The following is a 21,776-nucleotide window of genomic DNA, read 5'->3' on the forward strand; positions in this document are numbered from 1 at the left end:
GCAAGCACTGACCTTTTTATGACTGGTTAATGATTATTTTGCATCTTGGCTATTAAACTCTTCGGCAAATTGGTCTTCAAATGACATTGAAGCAGGTTCCATGGTTTCAGCAAACAAGCTGTCTAACGCTTCTAGCTGCTGATTTTCAGTAGCTTCTGTAGCGGTGGTTTTACCGCTCTCTAGACGCTGGGCATGGTAAGCTAAACCAGTACCTGATGGTACCAAACGACCGACTACTACGTTTTCTTTTAGACCACGTAAGTCATCAATCTTGCCAGTAACCGCTGCCGCCGTCAATACACGGGTTGTCTCTTGGAATGACGCCGCTGAAATAAAGCTTTCAGTTGCCAATGAGGCTTTGGTGATACCGAGCAATAAACGGTCAAACTTGACTGGGAATTTGTTTTCTTCGTCGAGTTTTTTGTTCATGGCGACGATATCAGCGTATTCAGCTTGGTCACCTTTGAAGTAGCTTGAATCACCGCCATCGGTAACTTCAACTTTACGTAGCATCTGACGAATAATCACTTCAATATGCTTGTCGTTGATTTTTACCCCTTGTAAGCGGTAAACGTCTTGTACTTCATTGACGATGTAATTGGCAAGCTCAGTTTCACCTTTTAAGCGTAAAATATCGTGTGGGTTTTGTGGACCATCGGCAATCACCTCGCCACGCTCAACACGTTCACCCTCAAACACGTTGATTTGACGCCATTTTGGAATCAACTCTTCATGCACTTCGCCATCATCATTGGTAATGATAAAGCGGTTTTTACCTTTGGTGTCTTTACCAAAGCTTACTGTACCACTCATTTCCGCCATAATCGCATGATCTTTTGGACGACGCGCTTCAAATAAGTCAGCAACACGCGGTAGACCACCGGTAATATCTTTGGTACCTGATGATTCTTGTGGTACACGACCTAAAATCGAACCTGTTGTTACTTCATCGCCTTCACGCACACGAATGATGGTTTGCTGTGGTAAGAAGTACACCACTTCTTTACCCTCTTTGGTATCAAGGATAATCGCAGGACGTAAATCTTTACCCGAGCTTGGGCGGTCTTTGGTTGCCAAGATTTCGTATGAGCTCATACCTGTTGCTTCATCGATTTTCATGGTAGCGGTTAAGCCATCGGTGATTTCGCTAAAGCGTGCGGTACCTGATACCTCGGTAATGATTGGATGGGTATGCGGATCCCATTTACCAATAGTTTGACCTGGGGTAACCTCAGTGCCATCCGCCACTAAAATTGACGAACCATACGGTGCTTTATAGCGCTCACGCTCACGGCCCAATTCATCGGTAATACTAATTTCTGCAGAGCGAGAGACCACTACCAAATGACCATCGGCATGGCTTACAGATTTCAAGTTTTGGAAGCGAACAGTACCGCCTTTATTAACCTGAATACTGTTTTCCACGGCTGCGGCGCTCGCGGCACCCCCCACGTGGAAGGTACGCATGGTTAGCTGGGTACCCGGCTCACCGATTGATTGCGCCGCCATAACACCCACAGACTCACCAATATTGACGCGGTGACCACGTGCTAAGTCACGACCATAACATTGTGAACAGACACCATGTGGCACTTCACAAGTAATCACAGAACGTACCCAAACTTCGTCAATACCATGTTCATCAAGTACTTTTACCCAATGCTCATCCAGCAAGGTACCCGATGGGATGGCTAGTTCGCCTGTTTTATTTGACATCACATCTTTGGCGGTGACCCGGCCCAGCACGCGGTCAGCCAATTGTTCAATGATTTCACCACCCTCAATGTGTGGCTTCATCAAGATACCTTTATCGGTACCACAATCAGGCTGGGTGATAACCAAATCTTGCGCAACGTCAACCAAGCGACGGGTTAAGTAACCTGAGTTTGCTGTTTTGAGTGCCGTATCAGCTAGACCTTTACGGGCACCGTGCGTCGAGATAAAGTACTGTAAAACGCTTAAGCCTTCACGGAAGTTAGCTTTAATTGGGGTTTCAATAATCGAGCCGTCTGGTTTTGCCATCAGACCACGCATACCTGCCAACTGACGAATCTGTGCGGCACTACCACGCGCCCCTGAATCCGACATGATATAAATCGAGTTAAACGATTTTTCTTTTTCCGCTTCACCTTGGCTGTTGACAACGGTATCTTGTGACAAGTTATCCATCATCGCTTTGGCGATTTGGTCATTGGTACGTGACCAAATATCAATAACTTTGTTATAGCGTTCACCCGCGGTCACGAAGCCTTGTTCAAACTGGCTTTCAATCTCACGAACTTCCGCATCCGCCGCTTCGATGATTTTGTTTTTGGTAGGTGGAATGAGCATATCTTCCATACCAATGGATACGCCTGACAACGTTGCTTGGGCAAAACCCAAATACATCAATTGGTCAGCAAACATGACGCTGTCTTTCACGCCCATTTTGCGGTAGCAAGAATTGATAAGGCGAGCGATGTTTTTCTTGGTCATCTCTTTGTTGACTTCGTCAAAGCTCATACCTTTTGGGGTGATATTCCAAATCAAACAGCGGCCGGCAACGGTGTCAACCATTTTAGTAACGCTATTGGCATTACCTTCATCGTCATACGTGATTTCTTCAATACGTACTTTAATTTTGGCATTGACGCTTAAATCACCAGTACCTAGCGCGCGATACACTTCTTTCACGTTTGAGAAAGTCATGTTTTCGCCTTTGGCATTGATGTGCGAACGGCTGATGTAATACAAACCCAATACAACGTCTTGTGATGGCGTGATGATTGGCTCACCATTGGCAGGTGACAAGATGTTGTTGGTTGACATCATCAAGGCACGGGCTTCAAGCTGGGCCTCCAAAGTTAACGGTACGTGTACCGCCATTTGGTCACCATCAAAGTCGGCGTTGAACGCGCTACAAACTAGCGGATGTAGCTGAATCGCTTTACCTTCAATCAGTACAGGCTCAAATGCTTGTAAGCCCAAACGATGGAGGGTCGGTGCACGGTTTAGTAGTACTGGATGTTCACGAATCACGCTGGCAAGCATATCCCACACCGCTGGTTCTTCACGCTCAACCATTTTCTTAGCGGCTTTGATAGTAGTCGCGATGCCATTTTGCAAAAGTTTGGCATAAGTAAATGGTTTGAACAGCTCAAGTGCCATTTTTTTAGGCAAGCCACATTGGTGTAGACGCAGGTATGGACCCACGGTAATTACCGAACGACCTGAATAGTCAACACGTTTACCAAGAAGGTTTTGACGGAAACGACCTTGTTTACCTTTAATCATGTCAGCTAAAGATTTTAATGGACGTTTGTTGCTACCTGTAATCGCACGACCGCGGCGACCGTTGTCAAGCAGTGCATCCACTGACTCTTGTAACATACGTTTTTCATTACGCACGATGATGTCAGGCGCATTGAGCTCCAACAAGCGTTTTAAGCGGTTGTTACGGTTAATGACACGGCGGTATAAGTCATTCAAGTCTGAAGTGGCAAAACGCCCCCCTTCAAGCGGTACCAATGGACGCAAATCAGGTGGCAATACAGGTAATACGGTCATTACCATCCATTCAGGCTTATTGTTTGAATCACGGAATGACTCAAGCAATTTTAGGCGTTTTGACATTTTTTTAAGTTTGGTTTCTGAACCCGTGTTAGGAATTTCTTCACGTAACTGGTCGATTTCCAAATCCACGTCAATATCACGCAGCAAGTCTTGCACCGCTTCAGCACCCATTTTTGCGGTGAATTCATCACCAAACTCTTCAAGTGCCTTGAAGTAATCTTCATCATCGAGCAACTGATATTTTTCAAGGGTAGTTAAACCTGCGTCAGTGACGACATAGCTTTCAAAATACAATACGCGCTCGATATCACGCAAAGTCATATCAAGTAATAGACCAATACGGCTTGGTAATGATTTTAAGAACCAAATATGGGCAACTGGGCTTGCCAGCTCAATGTGACCCATACGCTCGCGGCGTACTTTAGCGGCGGTCACTTCAACACCACATTTTTCACAGATCACGCCTTGGAATTTACGGCGTTTGTATTTACCACACAAGCATTCGTAGTCTTTAACAGGTCCAAAAATTTTGGCACAAAAAAGACCATCACGTTCTGGTTTGAAAGTACGATAGTTGATGGTTTCAGGCTTTTTAACTTCCCCATGCGACCAAGATTTGATGGTGTCAGGTGAGGCAAGAGAAATTTGAATGCTGTCGAACTCTTGGTTACCAGAGTCGGCAGGGCTTTTCATGATGTCTAATAAGTCTTTCAAACTGCTTCTCCATCGATTAAATTGAAGGTCGCTACAGATTGACTTTCAATTTAAGGTTAATTTTTATTCGTTTGTCATTAAAAAGGTAAACTATTGAGTTTGAGTATGACGACGTTATTAAAGCCGCCATACTCACAATCATGACTTAGTTTTTACTTTTGCTATGATCTTTTAACTCAATATTGATACCCAATGACTTAATCTCTTTGGTCAATACGTTGAACGATTCTGGCATACCGGCTGACATGTTCTGTTCACCATCAACGATGTTTTTATACATACGGGTACGACCTTCGACGTCATCGGATTTCACCGTCAACATCTCTTGCAATGTATAAGCAGCACCGTAAGCTTCAAGTGCCCAAACTTCCATCTCACCGAAGCGCTGACCACCAAACTGGGCTTTACCACCCAATGGCTGCTGGGTAACCAGTGAGTAAGAACCCGTTGAACGTGCGTGCATTTTGTCATCAACCAAGTGGTTGAGTTTGAGCATGTACATATAACCCACGGTCACAGGACGATCAAACTGTTGACCGGTACGACCATCAAACAATACTTGCTGACCTGAGGTTGGCATACCCGCTAATTCTAGCAAGCCTTTGATTTGCTGTTCTTTAGCGCCATCAAATACTGCGGTACCCATTGGTACGCCCGCACGTAGATTTTTTGACATCGCAATGATTTCTTCATCACTCATGCTGCCTAAATCCACTTGCTCGCCGCCAATTTGGTTATAGATTTTGTCTAAGAAATCACGTAACTCAGCAACTGCCGCTTGTTGTTTGATCATCTCATCAATCTTGATGCCCAAACCACGTGCTGCACCGCCTAAGTGAGTTTCTAGAATCTGACCGACGTTCATACGCGATGGTACACCTAGTGGGTTTAGTACTACATCCACTGGGTTGCCGTTTTCATCATATGGCATGTCTTCAATCGGCATGATACGTGATACCACCCCTTTGTTACCATGACGACCTGCCATTTTGTCACCGGGTTGAATACGACGTTTTACTGCCAAGTACACTTTGACGATTTTTTGCACGCCATGCGTTAAATCATCACCTGCCGTTAATTTGCGTTTTTTCTCAGTGAATTTTTCATCGATTTCTTTTTGTTTATCGGTTAAAAAGTCACCAATTTGTGATAAACGCTCTGCGGTATCTTCTTGGGTTGGCTGAATATCCAGCAATGTTTCAAGTGACATGTCTTGCATTGAGTCTTCACTCAATACCGTACCTGATTTTAAGCCCGCGCCACCACTGACAGTCTGACCGTCAAGCAATGAAATAATGCGACCGCGTGCGGCGTTTTCAAAGATACGCAATTCTTCTTTTAAGTCTTTACGATAGCTATCAAGCTGGGCTTTTTCGATAGCTTGCGCACGGCTGTCTTTTTCTACGCCATCACGGGTAAAGACTTGGACGTCAATCACCGTACCTTTGGTAGAAGAAGGAACGCGTAACGACGTATCTTTAACGTCAGCGGCTTTTTCGCCGAAAATTGCACGAAGTAGTTTTTCTTCAGGAGTGAGCTGCGTTTCACCTTTTGGTGTCACTTTACCCACTAAGATATCGCCACCTTGCACTTCCGCACCAATATAGACAATACCTGCGTCATCTAGATTAGCTAGGGCTGCCTCACCCACGTTTGGAATATCGGCAGTGATTTCTTCTGTACCCAATTTGGTATCACGCGCCACACAGGTTAATTCTTGAATATGAATGGTGGTAAAACGATCTTCTTTAACCACACGCTCAGATAACAAAATCGAGTCTTCGAAGTTGTAACCGTTCCAAGGCATGAACGCCACACGCATGTTTTGACCCAATGCCAACTCACCCAAATCGGTTGATGGGCCATCTGCCAAGATATCCCCACGCGCAATGACATCACCTTGGTTGACGATAATGCGTTGGTTAATACAGGTGTTTTGGTTTGAACGGGTGTATTTGATTAAGTTGTAGATATCAATGCCCGCTTCGCCCGCTTGCATTTCATCTTCATTCACTTTTACAACGACACGGCTCGCATCCACGTCCATAATGACGCCGCCACGTTTGGCAGTCACACACACACCGGAGTCACGGGCAACGTGACGCTCCATACCTGTACCAACCAGTGGTTTGTCAGAACGTAAAGTGGGTACCGCTTGGCGCTGCATGTTTGAACCCATCAAAGCACGGTTGGCATCGTCATGTTCCAAGAATGGAATCAAACTTGCTGCCACAGACACAACCTGACGCGGTGATACGTCCATGTGGGTCACTTTCTCTGGTGCCATACGCACAAATTCACCATAGTTACGCACAGAGACATAATCTTCTGTCAACTGACCGCTTTGGTCAATCGGCGAATCCGCTTGCGCAATCACAGTGCCTACTTCTTCAATCGCTGATAGATACTCGATTTCATCCGTCACTTTACCGTCGACTACTTTACGATACGGTGTTTCTAGGAAACCAAATTCATTGGTTTTAGCGTAGACAGCTAGTGAGTTGATTAGACCGATGTTTGGACCCTCAGGGGTTTCAATCGGACACACACGACCATAATGGGTTTGGTGTACGTCACGGACTTCAAAGCCTGCACGTTCACGTGTTAAACCACCTGGACCTAATGCAGAAACACGACGCTTATGGGTGATTTCTGACAACGGGTTGTTTTGGTCCATGAACTGTGACAATTGTGATGAACCGAAGAACTCTTTAATGGCGGCTGCCACAGGTTTTGAGTTGATTAAATCTTGTGGCGATAAGTTATCTGTTTCAGCTGAGCTTAAACGCTCTTTAACAGCACGCTCAACACGGACTAGACCCACGCGAAATTGATTTTCTGTCATCTCACCGACTGAACGAACACGGCGGTTACCTAAATGGTCAATATCGTCCACTACCCCACGACCATCACGAATTTCAATCAACATTTTTAATACGTCAATAATATCTTCGTTGGTCAACACACTGCGTTCACGTTGCACATCAGGGTCATTGGTTGGCTCATAGGCACGGCCCAAACGACGGTTGAACTTCATGCGACCGACATTTGATAAATCATAACGGTCCGCGTTAAAGAACATCGATTCAAACAGTTTTTCAGCTGTATCGAGTGTTGGTGGCTCACCTGGACGCATCACTTTGTAGATTTCAATCAACGCTTCTTCACGGCTCATCGCGGTATCCGCGCGCAGTGTATCGGCGATGTATGAACCATGATCGATATCGTTAGTGAATAAAATATCAAATTCTTTAATGTCGTTATTGCTGATTTTGACCAAAGTCTCGTGATCGAGCAATTGGTTAGCGCGTGCAATGACTTCATCATCCACAACGATATCTTGAGCCAAAATACGCTCATACAGGTATTCATCAGGCACAGGCAATTTAGTCATACCGGCTTGTTCGATTTTACGAATCGCGCGCGCGTTGATACGTTTGCCCTGTTCGACAATCACTTCGCCATCCGGTGAAACGATTTCAAACTGCGCCATTTCACCGCGTAAACGGTCAGTGACAAGATCGATTTCAAATTGCTCATCACCTTTATAGACGTGGGTTTTTTCATAAAACGCATCTAAAATTTGTTGCGTATTCATCCCAATGGCATGCAAAATCACCGTTGCCAATAATTTACGGCGGCGGTCAATACGAGCAAACACCAAGTCTTTGGCATCAAATTCAAAGTCTAACCATGAACCACGGTAAGGAATAATACGGGCGTTATATAGCACTTTACCACTTGAATGTGATTTGCCTTTGTCATGGTCAAAGAATACGCCTGGTGAACGGTGTAATTGCGATACGATGACACGCTCAGTACCATTAATCACAAAAGTACCATTTTCAGTCATCAATGGGATTTCACCCATATAGACGCTTTGTTCACGGATATCTTTAATTGCCGCTTTAGCATCTTTGTCTTTAACATCTTTGTCTTTGATGACCAAACGGATTTTGACACGTAATGGCGCTGCATAGGTTGAACCACGTAAAATACATTCGCGCACATCAAACTCTGGTGTACCTAGATAGTATTCAACAAATTGTAGCTCCGCATTGCCAGTATGGCTTTCAATAGGGAAAATAGAATTAAAAGCGGCTTGTAAACCAATGTTTTCCCGACCTTTTGGCTTTTTATTTTCTTGCAAAAATTGCTCATATGAGTCAACTTGGATGGCCAATAAGTATGGCACGTCCATGACGGTGGGCAACTTTGCAAAACTTTTACGAATGCGTTTTTTTTCAGTATACGAGTATGCCATTAAAAGTCCTTAAACATTCAAAGCGTTAATGCCTACCCATCTATCAATACTTCAGTGCACTGATACCGCTATGCACTGATAAAGTCACAAATCACCAAATTTCCTGTTAGGAAATTAAACTTTTTGCGCATTTATCAACGATGGAATCTATTTTTAAAAGATTTGATGACCCAATCCCTACAGTCTTAAGTCACCAACTTAAATCCAACTTCCTAACGGAAATCTTAAAACCTTGCTCAATCAGCGGATAAGTTAATCATCACAGGATGCATAACCCAATCGGCGATATAATATAAAATCGATACAAACAAAAACTGTAGAGACGACAAAAAGCCAAACACCTTTGGGGTATTTAGCTAAAGTTTTTTACGCATTACCAGACTTTCTAACTTGCATGGAACAATTCTGTCCTTGGTGCGTGTGCCATCTTATGTTCAATCAGACACGAAAGGTCAAGAGAATGATTATAATAAAAAAAAGCCATTATTGCAAGTGCAATAATGGCTTTTTGAAGGTTAGAGAACTTAAGTGCGAGAATTATTTCAATTCTACTGATGCGCCTGCTTCTTCTAATTTTTTCTTCAATTCTTCAGCTTCAGCTTTCGCTACGCCTTCTTTAACTGTTTGTGGTGCGCCTTCAACTAGGTCTTTAGCTTCTTTTAAGCCCAAGCCAGTGATTTCGCGAACTGCTTTAATAACAGCTACTTTCTTGTCGCCAGCGCCAGTTAATACAACGGTGAAATCGTCTTTTTCTTCTGCTGCAGGCGCGTCACCGGCAGCTGCAGGTGCTGCTGCTAGTGCAGCGGCTGATACGCCAAATTTTTCTTCCATTGCAGAGATAAGATCTACAATTTCCATTACTGATTTTTCAGCGATTGCATCAAGAATTTCTTGGTTAGTTAATGCCATGATGTGTGTTCCTAAATAAGTGAATTTGGTTTAAAAATGCTAAGCGTAGCTAAGTTTGCTTAAATAAATTAAGCGGCTTCGCCTTCGCCTTGCATTTTGTCGCGTAATGCTGCCAAAGTACGAACAAATTTGCCTGCAGCGGCTTCTTTCATCGTACCCATTAAGCGCGCAATCGCTTCGTCGTAAGTTGGTAAGCTTGCTAAACGATCGATATCTTTAGCAGCGATAAACTCGCCTTCAAAAGCTGCGCCTTTAATTTCAAACTTATCGTTTGTTTTAGCAAATTCTTTGAACAAACGTGCCGCAGCACCTGGATGTTCAGTTGAGAATGCGATAAGTGTTGGACCTACAAATACGTCATTTAACACAGTGTAGTTAGTGTCTTCTAACGCACGACGTAATAAAGTATTACGCACGATACGCATATCAACACCCGCTGCACGAGCTTCTTTACGCAGTTGGGTCATTTTACCTACTGTTACGCCACGAGCATCGGCAACAACAGCAGAAAGGGCACCTTTGGCAGATTCACTTACTTCAGCAACAATCGCTTGTTTGTCTTGAAGATTTAATGCCATGGGTTGTCTCCATATTATCAGTTTCCTAGTTATGATTAACTTAGGGCACCAATAAACCTAGTTAATATAATAAGTTAAAGTACAACTTATTATCACTCCGATACGGTGGCAGTCAATGATAAAATTAAACTGCCATCCCGTCTGCGTAGGCTGTGAAAAACTTTCACAATTAAACTATTTACGATTAAACCAATAGAACCTACGGTCTTAGACAGCACAACCCGTTTGTGCTGAACTAAATTTAAAATATATTAAAATCTACCATCAAGCGTGATAGCTTAAGCATTACGATAAGGTACTGGATCTAAGTTGATACCAGGGCCCATCGTGCTTGATAAGGTGATTTTTTTAATATAGATACCTTTTGAGGTCGCAGGTTTTGCTTTTTTCAAATCAGCGATTAATGCAGACGCATTTTGCTCGATTTGTTCAGCACTAAAACCTACTTGACCAATCGTGGTATGGATAATACCCGATTTATCAACACGGTAAGTTGCCTGACCCGCTTTGGTGTTTTTAACCGCTTCAGCAACGTTAGGGGTAACTGTACCTACTTTAGGGTTTGGCATTAAACCACGTGGACCTAAAATTGTACCTAATTGACCAACAACGCGCATTGCATCAGGCGACGCAATCACAACATCAAAGTCCATGTTACCCGCTTTGATGCTTTCTGCTAGGTCTTCAAAACCTACGATATCAGCACCCGCTTCTTTAGCTGCATCCGCTGCTGCACCTTGAGCAAATACGGCAACGCGTTTGGTTTTACCAGTACCTGCAGGTAGGTTGGTAGCACCACGAACTACTTGGTCAGATTTACGTGGGTCAACACCTAGATTGATAGCAATATCGATTGACTCTTTGAATTTTGCAGGTGGTAATTTGTTTAGGATTTCCACCGCTTCAGCCAATGTGTATTGTTTGTTCGCATCATAGCTTTCAGCGATTGCTTTTTGACGTTTAGTTAATTTAGCCATTTACACGCCCTCCACGTCAATACCCATTGAGCGAGCAGTACCCGCCAATGTGCGAACCGCAGATTCTAAGTCAGCAGCAGTTAAGTCAGCGTTTTTGGTGTTAGCAATTTCTTCCAACTGTGCGCGGTTGACTTTACCCACTTTAGTTTTGTTCGGTACGCCTGAACCTTTGGCAGCACCTGCAGCTTTGCGAATTAAGAACGCCGCTGGTGGTGACTTCATGATGAAGGTGAACGATTTGTCGTTGTAAACAGTGATTTCAACAGGAACAGGTAGACCTGGTTCCATGCTAGAAGTAGCTGCGTTGAACTCTTTACAGAATGCCATGATGTTCACACCTTTTTGACCCAATGCTGGACCGATAGGTGGTGATGGATTAGCTTTACCAGCTGGCACTTGTAGTTTGATGTAACCATCAATCTTTTTAGCCATGATAGACTCCTGTTATGGGTAATAGCGCTAGATACCCACTCATCGAATGGTAATCCGGCTCCCCGGGTGATATTGTCAATCTTACAGACAACAGAAAAAAATAAAGTGCCATATTATAAGCGAATTTTTACCGAGGTAAAGCAAAAATTGCTAAATTTGGCACTTAGTTACAATTTTAGGGCCAAAAACCCGTGAAAAAAAGAACCTATCAAAAATTAGTTAATTTTTTCTACTTGTTTAAACTCTAGCTCAACCGGGGTTGGACGGTTAAAGACATTGACGGTCAACTGTAAGCGCGATTTTTCGTAATCAACTTTTTCCACCAAGCCTCTAAACTCGGTAAACGGACCATCGATGACCAACACTTCTTCACCTGGCTCAAACAAGGTTTTTGGACGCGGTTTATTTTCGTTAGTATTTAAACGATTTAAAATGGTATCGGCTTCTTTTGGGGTAATTGGCGCAGGATTTTCTGGCGTACCGCCAATAAAGCCCATCACACGTGGACAGTCTTTAACTAAGTGCCATGTGTTGTCGTTCATATCCATTTCAATCAATACGTAACCTGGGAAGAATTTGCGCTCAGATTTGCGTTTTTTGCCATCCCGCATTTCGATAACTTCTTCGGTTGGGACGAGTACTTGACCAAACGATTCTTTGTATTCGCTGCGATTGATACGTTCAATCAATGAACGCTGCACTTGTTTTTCAAAGCCTGAAAATGCTTGTACGATATACCAACGCATGGATAATCTTCCTCTAATTCATTGCTAAACACATCGCCTACTATACCAAATATGAGCAATGCAGGTAAAATATTGATATTGCTAGATAGATAAAAACCCACAGATGTGGGTCAAATAAAAGGGTTTGGCTAAATTTTTGCTATTGACCAATGACGTATTGAATCAACTGGCTAAATACGGTATCTAATAACCACACGATAAAGGCTAATATCCCAGCCACTACCGCAACTTGCCAAGTGTATTCAAGGGTTTCTTGTTTGGTCGGCCAAGTCACACGGCGTAATTCAACGCGAGAATCTTGCAACAGTGTTTTAAAAGCACTGCCTTGGTTGGTCAATGCCAGTGCCAATAATGCAGCAATGATTAGTCCAGCAATAACAGCCACTCGCGTCCATAAATTGCTAGCGGGTTGCCAATATGCGGGTAAATATTGATTGACTAAAGTTGCACTGATTAATGCAACAAAAGCAAAAATCCACAGGGCAAAATCTTTAGGGGAGTGTCGTTTGGCAATCTCAATAGCGGCAGGTTGGTGGACAACCACTTTTTCACCAGACATCCTTTTGCCATTGAGCTCTGCTAGTTTTTTCTCTAGCATTTGTTTCATAAGGCTGCCCTGTCTATCATTAAAACGTATTTTATTATTAGAATAAAGCGTATACGCTAAACTAACTAAAATGTGGCAGGCGATGAGGGACTCGAACCCCCAACATTCGGTTTTGGAGACCGACGCTCTACCAATTGAACTAATCGCCTATGTTGAGTTTGAGTATTATAGCGAGTTTTTTTTTGAATGCAACACTTTCTATAGTTTTTTGCGATTTTAATCTTAGCGTAGCACCGCTAAGATTTTACGGCGTAAAAGTGCAGCGTCCGGCATAGCTTCCCCATTGATTCGTAGTATCGGAATACCTGCACTCAATAGCGCTTTGTCTTTTTTTTCGTCTTGCTGCTGACGGCGGCGGTTATTGTGCGTCCAGTCGTCTAATTCAATTGCCAATAGTACGGTTTGCTTGTCTTGATCGACCAGCACATAGTCAACACTCATACGGCAAATACGATTGAACCAAAAGCCTTGGTCAGTATCGTCATCGTCATTTGGCATGATAATACGTGATAGCTGTACTTGCCCAAAAATAATCAGCTCAGGCACTGCCTGCTGCAAGCGATTAAAAAATATCACTTCGGTGGGCGTCATGATTGGCATCGGCTCAAATGGCCATACCGCTAATTCATCTCCTCGAACTGGCTTAATAACCTCTTCACGGCTACTGCCACTACTGCGGAATGCAAACACTAACAGGATAAACACCACAAACGCTAACACTAAAAAAATTGTCACACTAACCACACACTCATATCTATAGGATAATTACCACAAGCGAGCATTATTCCTCTATTGGGTGATTTTCACAAGCATATAGACAAACAATGCGACACAAAATGTCGCATTGTTTGGGTTGTTTGGCCTTGTTTGCATAGTTTGGCTTTAAAAGGTTAAATAGGCTTACCAGTAAAGCACCCAGCCACTATTGACATTCACGCGGCTATCGTTATTGAGCTTGTCTTTGAGCGCCAAGGCAGCGATTTTGCCTTTTTCTGGACCTACGACGATACGTACTCCTTTACTCGTTTGGGTGGTTTTGACTTTGTAGCCTGCCGCTTGTAATTTTTGGGTGATTTCACTGGCATTCTTTTGGTCGGTTGCCAATGCGACTTGTACTCCAAACGTACCTTTGGCATCCGTTTGTTTCACTGTCTGACGCGCCTGCCTTAAATTGTCTTGTGCCGCTTGGAATGCTTGTTTTTTTTGGGCTTGTTGCTGAGCTTCTAGTTTTTTCTGGGCGATTTCTTGTTGACGTTTTTGCTCTTTTAACTGCTCTTCTTGCTTTTTGCGGGCCATCTCATTTTGACGTTGTTGCTCTCGCGCTTGAGTTTGTTGGGTGATACGGTTGACTTGTGCCGCAGTCGGGATGGTGATAGTTTGCCCGACACGTAAATTGCTGGTTGTGTTGAGATTATTGACGCTTGCCAATACGTCGACTGGCACATTGTAGCGACGTGATAACCCTATCAACCCCTCGCCTGCCTTAACTTGATAGGTGCCAGGATTGTTAGGGGTGGCTTTTGCCACGGGCTGCGGCTGTGCGACGGCGGGTGCTGTCACTGCAGGCTTTGGCGTAGCTGCTTGTTCTTTAGTTTGCGTAGCGCTTCGAGTTTGCGCAGCGCTTTGGCTCTGTGCAGTATTTTGTACGGTATTGGGTACTGCAGCTTGCGTTTGTGGTGGCGCGGCGACCGTGTCAACGGGCCGGGGCTTTACCACAGGTTGGGTAATCGCGGTCACTGAGCTGGCAACCACCGAATTGGTATTGGTGGCATTTTTGTTGGCATACAGTTGATTTTCAGCACGGCTACGCGCCAAAGCTTCCGCTTCAATCCGCTGTTGCTCGGTCATGTATTGCTGGGCTTGTTGTTCTTGCGCAGCGACCCGTTGCTCGCGTTCTTTTTGTTTTTGCGCCAGTAAATTTTTTTCGGTTGCGATATCGGCGGTGAGTGGCTCGTTGCTGATTGCTGATTGTTTATCTGTCGTGGGTTTAGCGATAACTTGTTGGCTATTGGCTGCAGGTTTGGCAGGCGCGTTCAAGACTTGGTGCATAGTGGCATATAACAACACGCTACCGCCTAACAATACCGTTGTACCCAATAATGCTTGCTTAGAAAATTTCATGCCAAATACCCTAGTTTATGTGTCTTGATAAATGATTTTTTCAACCTATAAAAATCAACGAATTTTGACTAATCATAGCAAAATTCGCTTTAGCAGTTTTCACCATTATTGAGATATTAACTGAAAATTTTGAAAAGTAAAATCATTTGACGCACAAATTCGTTATTCACTGAGTGATTGGCTGGTCAATACACCGCTGATGGTATAAAAAGAACCACACACCAAAATCAGGTCATTATCTTGGCTTTGGTCAATCACCGATTGGGTCGCCAAATTCAAATCCTCAAAAATAGACACAGAATTAAAGTAGCGTGGCAACAACTCAGTTAAGCGTTCTTGACTACTGGCTCTAGGGTGAGATATAACGCCGCTGTGAACACTGTCAATCGGCATTACCGTCTGAGAGAATTGCTGTAGCTGCGCGAGCACCGGCTCGATGTCTTTATCAGCGAGCATGGATATGACCAAATGCAATTTGGCGGTTGGATGCTGGTGTTGGTAAGCATGCACATACGGCGCCAACTGCTTGAGCAAAAACTTCATCCCATGCTCATTGTGGGCAACGTCAAACACCCATTGGCGAGCTGACATGCGTCTGCTGTCAAAACGCCCTGCCAATTTTACCTTTGGTAACGCAGCTTGGATGTGGTCTTGGGTTATGGTTAATGGGCTGGCTAAGAGGGCTGTGATAGCCGTTGCGGTATTGTGCAAAGACAAATTGGGCATAGGCAGCGATAAAGTCACCGCGTTATTGCTATATTGCCATGTCACTGCCGCCTCAGTATGACGGTAGCCATAATCTTTGCCATACTGTAGCAAATGGGCATGGTGCTGTGCAATCAAGGGGGGGATGGTCGATGGCATATCGGTTTCGCCATACACCAATGTCAGGTTATCACGCAAAATACCAGCTTTTTCTACCGCGATTTTTTCACGGGTGTCGCCGAGCCATTCGACATGGTCAATACCCACATTGGTAATCACCGCAAGGTTTGGTTCGATGACATTGACGACATCGAGGCGACCGCCTAACCCCACCTCCAATACCCAGACATCACAATGGTTTTGGGCAAAAATCAAAAAAGCGGCAAGCGTCGTCATTTCAAAAAATGACAGCGTCAACCCACAATCCACTCTCGCCTGCTCGATTTTGGCAAACGCATCAATCAAAGTTTGGTCATCGACCATTTCTCCGTTAATTCTGACACGCTCGTTAAACACCAGTAAATGCGGCGATTGATACAAAGCGGTTTTATAGCCTGCTTGTTGACAAATCTCGGCAATAGTGGCGGTGGTGGAGCCTTTGCCATTGGTGCCTGCCACGGTAAACACAAAGGCATCGGTTTGCTTTATACCCAATGCTTGAAATACGGGTATCACCCGCTCAAGCCCCATATCAATCGCGGACACATGGATGCCCTGCATATAGTTTAGCCACTCGGTTAACGAGCTTGAAACGCTAGGCGGCACTGGGGATGGTGAGGGTGAGGGTGCGGCGGGTAAGCTTGACTGTTGCATGGATAAAACCGTGATAATAATGAATTAGTGAGCCTGACGAAAATAGGTCATTTTTTTGAGTAAGCGATGAATCGTTTCTTTCATTTGTAGACGATGGACGACCTGATCAACCACACCATGCTCTACCAAAAACTCAGCGCGCTGGAAAGGCTCGCCCAGCACCTCGCGAACGGTTTGTTCAATCACCCGTTTGCCCGCAAAACCAATCATGGCTTTGGGCTCCGCCAAATGGATATCGCCTAACATCGCAAGTGATGCCGTCACGCCGCCATACACAGGATTGGTCAGTACCACAATATAAGGAATATTGGCGTGTTTGAGTTTCTCAATCGCTGCAGCAGTACGCGCCATCTGCATGAGTGATAACAAGCCCTCTTGCATACGGGCGCCACCCGATGCGGCAAAACACACCAGTGGGATTTGTTCTTTAAGTGCCGTCTCGGCAGCGAGCACAAATCGATCGCCTACCACAGAACCCATTGAGCCACCCATAAAAGCAAAATCAAACGCACAAGCCACTACGGGTAGCCGCTGAAGTTTGCCTTTCATGACGATAAGCGCTTCGGTTTCGCCCGTCTTGGCTTGCGCTTCGCTCATCCGTGTTGGGTAAGGTTTGCTATCGACAAAGTCTAAGGGATTGCCTGCTTGGTACTGCTGCCCTAGCTCGTCATCGACTTGGTCAAAAAACCAGTTCAGACGCGTGCGGGCGGTCATGCTAAGATGTTCATCACACGATGGGCAGACATAATTATTAAAAATCAGCGCCGTATTGGTGATGATTGAATTACAGTTGGGACATTGAGTCGATGGTTCGGTCTCAACCGCCGTCAGTATTTGCTTGGCACGCGGCTTGATGGTGGGTAATGGGCGTTTTAACCAAGTTTCTTCCAGTGTCTGTCCCATCGGTTGAGGCTTCATATCAGTGCTCATAATAAGTCCCTATTAACAGTGCAATTTAAGAGTGCCAATGAATAGTAGTTTTTTGAGTGTACAAGTACAAACTCATTTTATAATGCGTATGCTAACTGATTTTAGCAATAAATGAAATGATTAACCTCAAGTACCTCAAACCATTCTATCACTCAAGACTATCAATCGCTTCTCTTAGCTCATCCATTTTATCTAAGATGGCTTTTTTGGCATGGGCAATTTTCTGTTCATCATTGCCCACATCCGCAAAGTTTTTCACTAGCTCACTACCGACAATCACACCATCCGCATATTGTCCGACTGCTTTTGCCGATGCACCATCACGAATACCAAAACCAACACACACAGGCAAAGCAGTTTGTGCTTTAATCGCTTGGACGTGCTCGCCCACATCTTGGGCATCCAATGCTTTTGAGCCTGTTACGCCTTTGACCGATACATAATAGATAAAACCTCCGCCATGTTTTAACACTTGCTCGCGGCGTTCTGGCAAGGTGGTTGGCGCAAGTAAAAAGATTTCGTTCATTGCGGAATTGGCGAGTTTTTGGGTAAAATCGCCCGCTTCTTGTGGCGGTAAATCGACCATCAAAACACCGTCAATCCCTGCATCTTGACAAAGGCTGATAAACTTGTCATAACCGATGATTTCAATCGGATTCAGATAGCCCATGACTAGCACTGGCGTGGTGGTGTTGGTTTTACGAAACGCTTTTACCATCTCAATCGCTTGGCGGGTACTGGTGCCACCTGCCATTGCGCGCTCGCCTGCGAGTGCGATAGTTTCACCGTCTGCCATCGGGTCGGAAAATGGCAAGCCAACTTCGATGACGTCTGCGCCGTGGTCAACGAGTTCATGCAGTAAGCTGACGGTAACACTTGGGTTTGGGTCGCCTGCCATCACATAAGGAATTAAAGCTTTTTTGTTTTGCTCTCGTAACGTGTTAAATGTGGTTTCAATTCGGGTCATTTTTAACTCTCTTTTAGAAAAACATGAATTTTTAATTAAATAAATTATCAGCAATATTATTGTATCTTTCAGGAAGCAAGCCTATTTCACCAAATCCTAAATGTTCGACACATAATCCTATTCCATTATCAGTAATGGCTCCGTAAAAGATTACAAATCTCCCTACAGATTCATCTCCTATTCCATGTTTTCTTTGTAGCCCATGTAAAGTTTTGACACAAAAATCTTTATAGTTTGGGTGTGAAAATTCAAGGTAAGTCATTCTTATATTTTCATCAGTTGGATTTTTACCAAAATGAACACTACTTATTATTTTGCCTATAAATAATTTTTTATCAGCATTTGGTTCATTGATTTTTCTAACATCATTTAATAGCTCGCTTAAAGGTAAGATTTGATTCGAGTTTGGAAGATAGTAACCTTTCACCAAATTCCTATCAAAATTTCTACAAATTCCACCTCTAACAGTAGTAATTTTCGATGGCAATTCATAAGATTGGTTTCTATGCCTATTCACAGTCACGTTAGAAGTAACATCAACATCATTTTCATAATCAATGACTTCAGTATTGATGTCATCATCATTCAAGATCGGTTCATCGGTTTTAAAATTATGTACGATTACTAAATTCTCATTATCTATAGCCTGTCTAGCTTCAGATTCATTATCATAATTAAAAGCATCGCCTTTATTAGACCTAAATTCACACTCAATATGACTGTAAGAAGGAATGTGCTTAAAATATGCTGAAGTTCCTTCTTTAGTGAAATTTTCTTCTAATGGACTTCGAGTAAGCTTAGTAAAACATTTTGGACAAAAGATAAAATCTTTCATTTCCTTAAAATCAAATTCATCTGAAGTTATTTTTTGCCCATGCTCAACTAAATCTTGTTCATTTCCTTTCTCAAAAGACCAATTCTTAAGAAATATTGCATAAGGTATTTTTCTTTTCATTTTAATCTGCTACACCTGAATACCATCACGTTTCATGACCGTATGCAAATCTTTATCCCCACGACCCGACAGATTGACAATAATCGACTGGTCTTTGCTCATGGTTTTGGCAAGTTTCAACGCATACGCAATGGCATGCGAGCTTTCTAGTGCAGGAATAATGCCTTCTTTTTGGGTACATTCACGAAATCCCACCATCGCTTCTTCATCGGTACAAGGTACATACTGCACACGGTCGATATCTTTTAAGAAACTATGCTCAGGACCCACGCCAGGGTAATCAAGCCCTGCTGAAATCGAATGGGTGCCCAAAATCTGCCCATCATCATCCGCCATCAAATACGTGCGGTTGCCGTGTAATACGCCCACTCGACCGACGGTAAGCGGTGCAGCATGGTTGCCTGTCTCGACCCCATCGCCGCCGGCTTCGATACCATACATTTTGACGTCTGTATCATTTAAAAAGTCATAAAACAGTCCGATGGCATTACTACCGCCACCGACACAAGCGACCAACGCATCGGGCAGTTTGCCTGTTTTTTGGTAGTGTTGTAGTTTGGCTTCTTTGCCGATAATGGCTTGAAAGTCACGCACCAGCATGGGGTATGGGTGCGGACCTGCGACAGTGCCAATGACATAATAAGTGCTATCGACATTGGTGACCCAGTCACGCATGGCTTCATTCATGGCGTCTTTGAGCGTGCGAGTGCCCGAGGTGACAGGTACCACTGTTGCGCCAAGCAAACGCATACGATACACGTTCATGGCTTGGCGTTCGACATCATCTGCGCCCATATACACCACGCACTCTAAGCCCAGACGCGCCGCGATGGTGGCAGTTGCTACGCCATGTTGCCCTGCACCTGTCTCGGCAATGATGCGTTTTTTGCCAACCATTTTGGCAAGCAACGCTTGACCGATGGTGTTGTTGACTTTGTGAGCGCCTGTATGGTTTAAGTCTTCACGTTTAAGATAAATCTGCGCGCCACCGATATCATCGCTTAGGCGCTTGGCATGATAAAGTGGCGTTGGTCTGCCAACATAATTGACCAAGTCGTCTTGAAAGGCTTTCCAAAATTCGGGGTCAGCTTTGGCAGTGTTATAGATATGCTCAAGTTGTTCTAATGCCGCCATCAGGGTTTCAGAGACAAAGCGTCCCCCATGAATGCCAAAATGTCCGCTGGCATCTGGGTATTGATTGAAGTCTTTTACTTCAGTTGGGTTTTGAATGTTCATTATTTTCTCTCTAATTTTATAAATCTTTAACGACTTTTAAACCTGCAAAGGTTTGTGCGGTTGGCATGACTTCGATACGGTTGATATTGACGTGTTTGGGCTGTTCAATCAGCCATGCCACCATATTGGCGATATCTTGTGGGGTGACATATTGCACGCTGTCATAAACTTGGGCGGCTTTGGCGTCATCGCCATGAAAACGAATATTGCTAAACTCTGTGCCACCACATAGTCCTGGCTCGATATTACTGACACGGATATTTTTACCGACCAAATCGGCACGTAAGTTTAGGCTAAACTGGGTCACAAAGGCTTTGGTCGCGCCATACACATTACCACCAAAATACGGATAATTACCTGCAGTTGAGCTTAAATTAATAATGTAGCCGTCGTTGTTGGCGACCATACTAGGCAGGATTTCATGGGTTAAGTGAATCAAGCCTAGAATATTGGTATTGACCATTTGTTGCCAATCGGCAAAGTCTGTTTTATCCGCGGGTTCAAGTCCGAGTGCCAATCCTGCGTTATTGACCAGTACGTCGATGTTGGTAAGCAAATCATTTGGCAAAGTTTGTAGCGCGGTTTTGGTGGCGGGCAAGTCCGATACGTCAAAGTTTAGCGGTATAAAGTTATCGCCCAGTTGGCTCTGTAGTTCGTCCAGTTTTTCTTGGCGTCTGCCAGTGCCGATGACGGTATGACCTTTTGAGATGAGTAATTCGGCAATCGCTTTGCCAAACCCTGCGGTTACGCCTGTGACCAAGATATTCATAATAATTCGTCCATCATAAAGTCTTACGTTCTATTATACTAGTACGTTAGTATATAGAATTTTATTAATTTTGCAATGTTAAATTAATACTTGATTGAATTGACTCATTATTCACTTTTTCCTAGAATCCATTTATCAAATTCTTCAAAGTTTAGTTTCATCAGTTCTGTGTTGATTTTTTTCTGCCAATTGTCATTATCAATCACAAAACTATAAATTTCATTTATTTCACTTAGAAACATAAATAGATTGTGATTATTTCGCCAATGAATAGTGAATGAAGAAAAGTCTCCAACCAAACTGTTAATTTCATAAATATCTTCTTTGTCCAATTCATCAATCCAATTGCTGAAGCTTTCAATGTAAAGAAAATCATTTGGATTATTGGTAAGATTTTTTATTTTACCATTAACATTCCTTTTATCATAAAGCCATTGATGAAAACTTTCAGTTTTTTCCTTAGGAATATATAAAGTAACGAGTTTCATTCTGTTCCAAATG

General features: G+C 43.7%; 17 protein-coding genes and 1 tRNA gene. All 18 read right to left on the reverse strand.

Annotation, left to right across the window (positions count from 1 at the left end; all coding sequences use genetic code 11):
- Nucleotides 1-33: 33 nt before the first annotated feature.
- On the reverse strand, nucleotides 34-4,266 hold the full coding sequence (rpoC, locus tag RTL34_RS01920; protein WP_312114130.1) for a DNA-directed RNA polymerase subunit beta': 4,233 nt from the start codon (nucleotides 4,264-4,266) through the stop codon (nucleotides 34-36).
- A 145-nt stretch (nucleotides 4,267-4,411) separates the two neighbouring features.
- Nucleotides 4,412-8,530 (reverse strand): DNA-directed RNA polymerase subunit beta, encoded by a 4,119-nt coding sequence (gene rpoB, locus RTL34_RS01925; protein ID WP_312114132.1) that lies wholly within the window; start codon nucleotides 8,528-8,530, stop codon nucleotides 4,412-4,414.
- A 537-nt stretch (nucleotides 8,531-9,067) separates the two neighbouring features.
- Nucleotides 9,068-9,439 carry a 50S ribosomal protein L7/L12 gene (gene rplL / locus RTL34_RS01930; protein ID WP_007116395.1) on the reverse strand — a complete coding sequence of 124 codons (372 nt, stop codon included), beginning with the start codon at nucleotides 9,437-9,439 and terminating at the stop codon, nucleotides 9,068-9,070.
- Between the two features lie 68 nt (nucleotides 9,440-9,507).
- Nucleotides 9,508-10,017 carry a 50S ribosomal protein L10 gene (rplJ, locus tag RTL34_RS01935; RefSeq protein WP_007116396.1) on the reverse strand — a complete coding sequence of 170 codons (510 nt, stop codon included), beginning with the start codon at nucleotides 10,015-10,017 and terminating at the stop codon, nucleotides 9,508-9,510.
- A gap of 278 nt (nucleotides 10,018-10,295) precedes the next feature.
- On the reverse strand, nucleotides 10,296-10,994 hold the full coding sequence (gene rplA, locus RTL34_RS01940; protein WP_076774553.1) for a 50S ribosomal protein L1: 699 nt from the start codon (nucleotides 10,992-10,994) through the stop codon (nucleotides 10,296-10,298).
- Complete coding sequence (gene rplK / locus RTL34_RS01945; protein WP_007116398.1) at nucleotides 10,995-11,426, reverse strand: 50S ribosomal protein L11; 432 nt, start codon at nucleotides 11,424-11,426, stop codon at nucleotides 10,995-10,997.
- A gap of 215 nt (nucleotides 11,427-11,641) precedes the next feature.
- Nucleotides 11,642-12,172, reverse strand: a complete 531-nt coding sequence (gene nusG, locus RTL34_RS01950; RefSeq protein WP_007116399.1) for a transcription termination/antitermination protein NusG — start codon at nucleotides 12,170-12,172, stop codon at nucleotides 11,642-11,644.
- A gap of 139 nt (nucleotides 12,173-12,311) precedes the next feature.
- Nucleotides 12,312-12,779 (reverse strand): preprotein translocase subunit SecE, encoded by a 468-nt coding sequence (gene secE, locus RTL34_RS01955; protein WP_050323995.1) that lies wholly within the window; start codon nucleotides 12,777-12,779, stop codon nucleotides 12,312-12,314.
- A gap of 73 nt (nucleotides 12,780-12,852) precedes the next feature.
- Nucleotides 12,853-12,928: transfer RNA gene (locus RTL34_RS01960), tRNA-Trp, on the reverse strand.
- A gap of 73 nt (nucleotides 12,929-13,001) precedes the next feature.
- On the reverse strand, nucleotides 13,002-13,514 hold the full coding sequence (locus tag RTL34_RS01965) for a DUF2726 domain-containing protein (protein ID WP_312114137.1): 513 nt from the start codon (nucleotides 13,512-13,514) through the stop codon (nucleotides 13,002-13,004).
- Nucleotides 13,515-13,679: 165 nt separating this feature from the next.
- Nucleotides 13,680-14,900, reverse strand: a complete 1,221-nt coding sequence (locus RTL34_RS01970) for an SPOR and LysM peptidoglycan-binding domain-containing protein (protein ID WP_312114139.1) — start codon at nucleotides 14,898-14,900, stop codon at nucleotides 13,680-13,682.
- A gap of 162 nt (nucleotides 14,901-15,062) precedes the next feature.
- Complete coding sequence (gene folC, locus RTL34_RS01975; protein ID WP_312114141.1) at nucleotides 15,063-16,418, reverse strand: bifunctional tetrahydrofolate synthase/dihydrofolate synthase; 1,356 nt, start codon at nucleotides 16,416-16,418, stop codon at nucleotides 15,063-15,065.
- 24 nt (nucleotides 16,419-16,442) lie between these two features.
- Nucleotides 16,443-17,348: an acetyl-CoA carboxylase, carboxyltransferase subunit beta gene (gene accD, locus RTL34_RS01980; protein ID WP_050323991.1), complete on the reverse strand. Its 906-nt coding sequence runs from the start codon at nucleotides 17,346-17,348 to the stop codon at nucleotides 16,443-16,445.
- A gap of 148 nt (nucleotides 17,349-17,496) precedes the next feature.
- A complete protein-coding gene (gene trpA / locus RTL34_RS01985; RefSeq protein WP_282841488.1) occupies nucleotides 17,497-18,315 on the reverse strand; it encodes a tryptophan synthase subunit alpha in 819 nt (272 codons plus the stop codon).
- A gap of 31 nt (nucleotides 18,316-18,346) precedes the next feature.
- Entirely contained in the window at nucleotides 18,347-19,270 is a 924-nt protein-coding gene (locus tag RTL34_RS01990) for a hypothetical protein (protein WP_312114145.1), read from the reverse strand.
- A gap of 9 nt (nucleotides 19,271-19,279) precedes the next feature.
- Nucleotides 19,280-20,506 (reverse strand): tryptophan synthase subunit beta, encoded by a 1,227-nt coding sequence (gene trpB, locus RTL34_RS01995; protein ID WP_312114147.1) that lies wholly within the window; start codon nucleotides 20,504-20,506, stop codon nucleotides 19,280-19,282.
- A 16-nt stretch (nucleotides 20,507-20,522) separates the two neighbouring features.
- A complete protein-coding gene (locus tag RTL34_RS02000; RefSeq protein ID WP_062334068.1) occupies nucleotides 20,523-21,275 on the reverse strand; it encodes an SDR family NAD(P)-dependent oxidoreductase in 753 nt (250 codons plus the stop codon).
- Nucleotides 21,276-21,382: 107 nt separating this feature from the next.
- The gene (locus tag RTL34_RS02005; protein WP_312114151.1) at nucleotides 21,383-21,763 is read right to left on the reverse strand and encodes a hypothetical protein; all 381 of its coding nucleotides are present in this window, start codon (nucleotides 21,761-21,763) and stop codon (nucleotides 21,383-21,385) included.
- Between the last annotated feature and the right edge of the window lie 13 nt (nucleotides 21,764-21,776).

The sequence above is a fragment of the Moraxella sp. CTOTU47915 genome (genome assembly GCF_031986685.1).
GTDB classification, from domain to species: Bacteria; Pseudomonadota; Gammaproteobacteria; order Pseudomonadales; family Moraxellaceae; genus Faucicola; species Faucicola tetraodonis.

Bases quoted from the DNA above. Each gene is read 5' to 3' on its own strand.
- rpoB (WP_312114132.1), bottom strand. From the start codon at position 8,530: ATGGCATACTCGTATACTGAAAAAAAACGCATTCGTAAAAGTTTTGCA.
- rplL (WP_007116395.1), bottom strand. From the start codon at position 9,439: ATGGCATTAACTAACCAAGAAATTCTTGATGCAATCGCTGAAAAATCA.
- rplJ (WP_007116396.1), bottom strand. From the start codon at position 10,017: ATGGCATTAAATCTTCAAGACAAACAAGCGATTGTTGCTGAAGTAAGT.
- rplA (WP_076774553.1), bottom strand. From the start codon at position 10,994: ATGGCTAAATTAACTAAACGTCAAAAAGCAATCGCTGAAAGCTATGAT.
- rplK (WP_007116398.1), bottom strand. From the start codon at position 11,426: ATGGCTAAAAAGATTGATGGTTACATCAAACTACAAGTGCCAGCTGGT.
- nusG (WP_007116399.1), bottom strand. From the start codon at position 12,172: ATGCGTTGGTATATCGTACAAGCATTTTCAGGCTTTGAAAAACAAGTG.
- secE (WP_050323995.1), bottom strand. From the start codon at position 12,779: ATGAAACAAATGCTAGAGAAAAAACTAGCAGAGCTCAATGGCAAAAGG.
- RTL34_RS01970 (WP_312114139.1), bottom strand. From the start codon at position 14,900: ATGAAATTTTCTAAGCAAGCATTATTGGGTACAACGGTATTGTTAGGC.
- folC (WP_312114141.1), bottom strand. From the start codon at position 16,418: ATGCAACAGTCAAGCTTACCCGCCGCACCCTCACCCTCACCATCCCCA.
- accD (WP_050323991.1), bottom strand. From the start codon at position 17,348: ATGAGCACTGATATGAAGCCTCAACCGATGGGACAGACACTGGAAGAA.
- trpA (WP_282841488.1), bottom strand. From the start codon at position 18,315: ATGACCCGAATTGAAACCACATTTAACACGTTACGAGAGCAAAACAAA.
- RTL34_RS01990 (WP_312114145.1), bottom strand. From the start codon at position 19,270: ATGAAAAGAAAAATACCTTATGCAATATTTCTTAAGAATTGGTCTTTT.
- trpB (WP_312114147.1), bottom strand. From the start codon at position 20,506: ATGAACATTCAAAACCCAACTGAAGTAAAAGACTTCAATCAATACCCA.
- RTL34_RS02000 (WP_062334068.1), bottom strand. From the start codon at position 21,275: ATGAATATCTTGGTCACAGGCGTAACCGCAGGGTTTGGCAAAGCGATT.
- RTL34_RS02005 (WP_312114151.1), bottom strand. From the start codon at position 21,763: ATGAAACTCGTTACTTTATATATTCCTAAGGAAAAAACTGAAAGTTTT.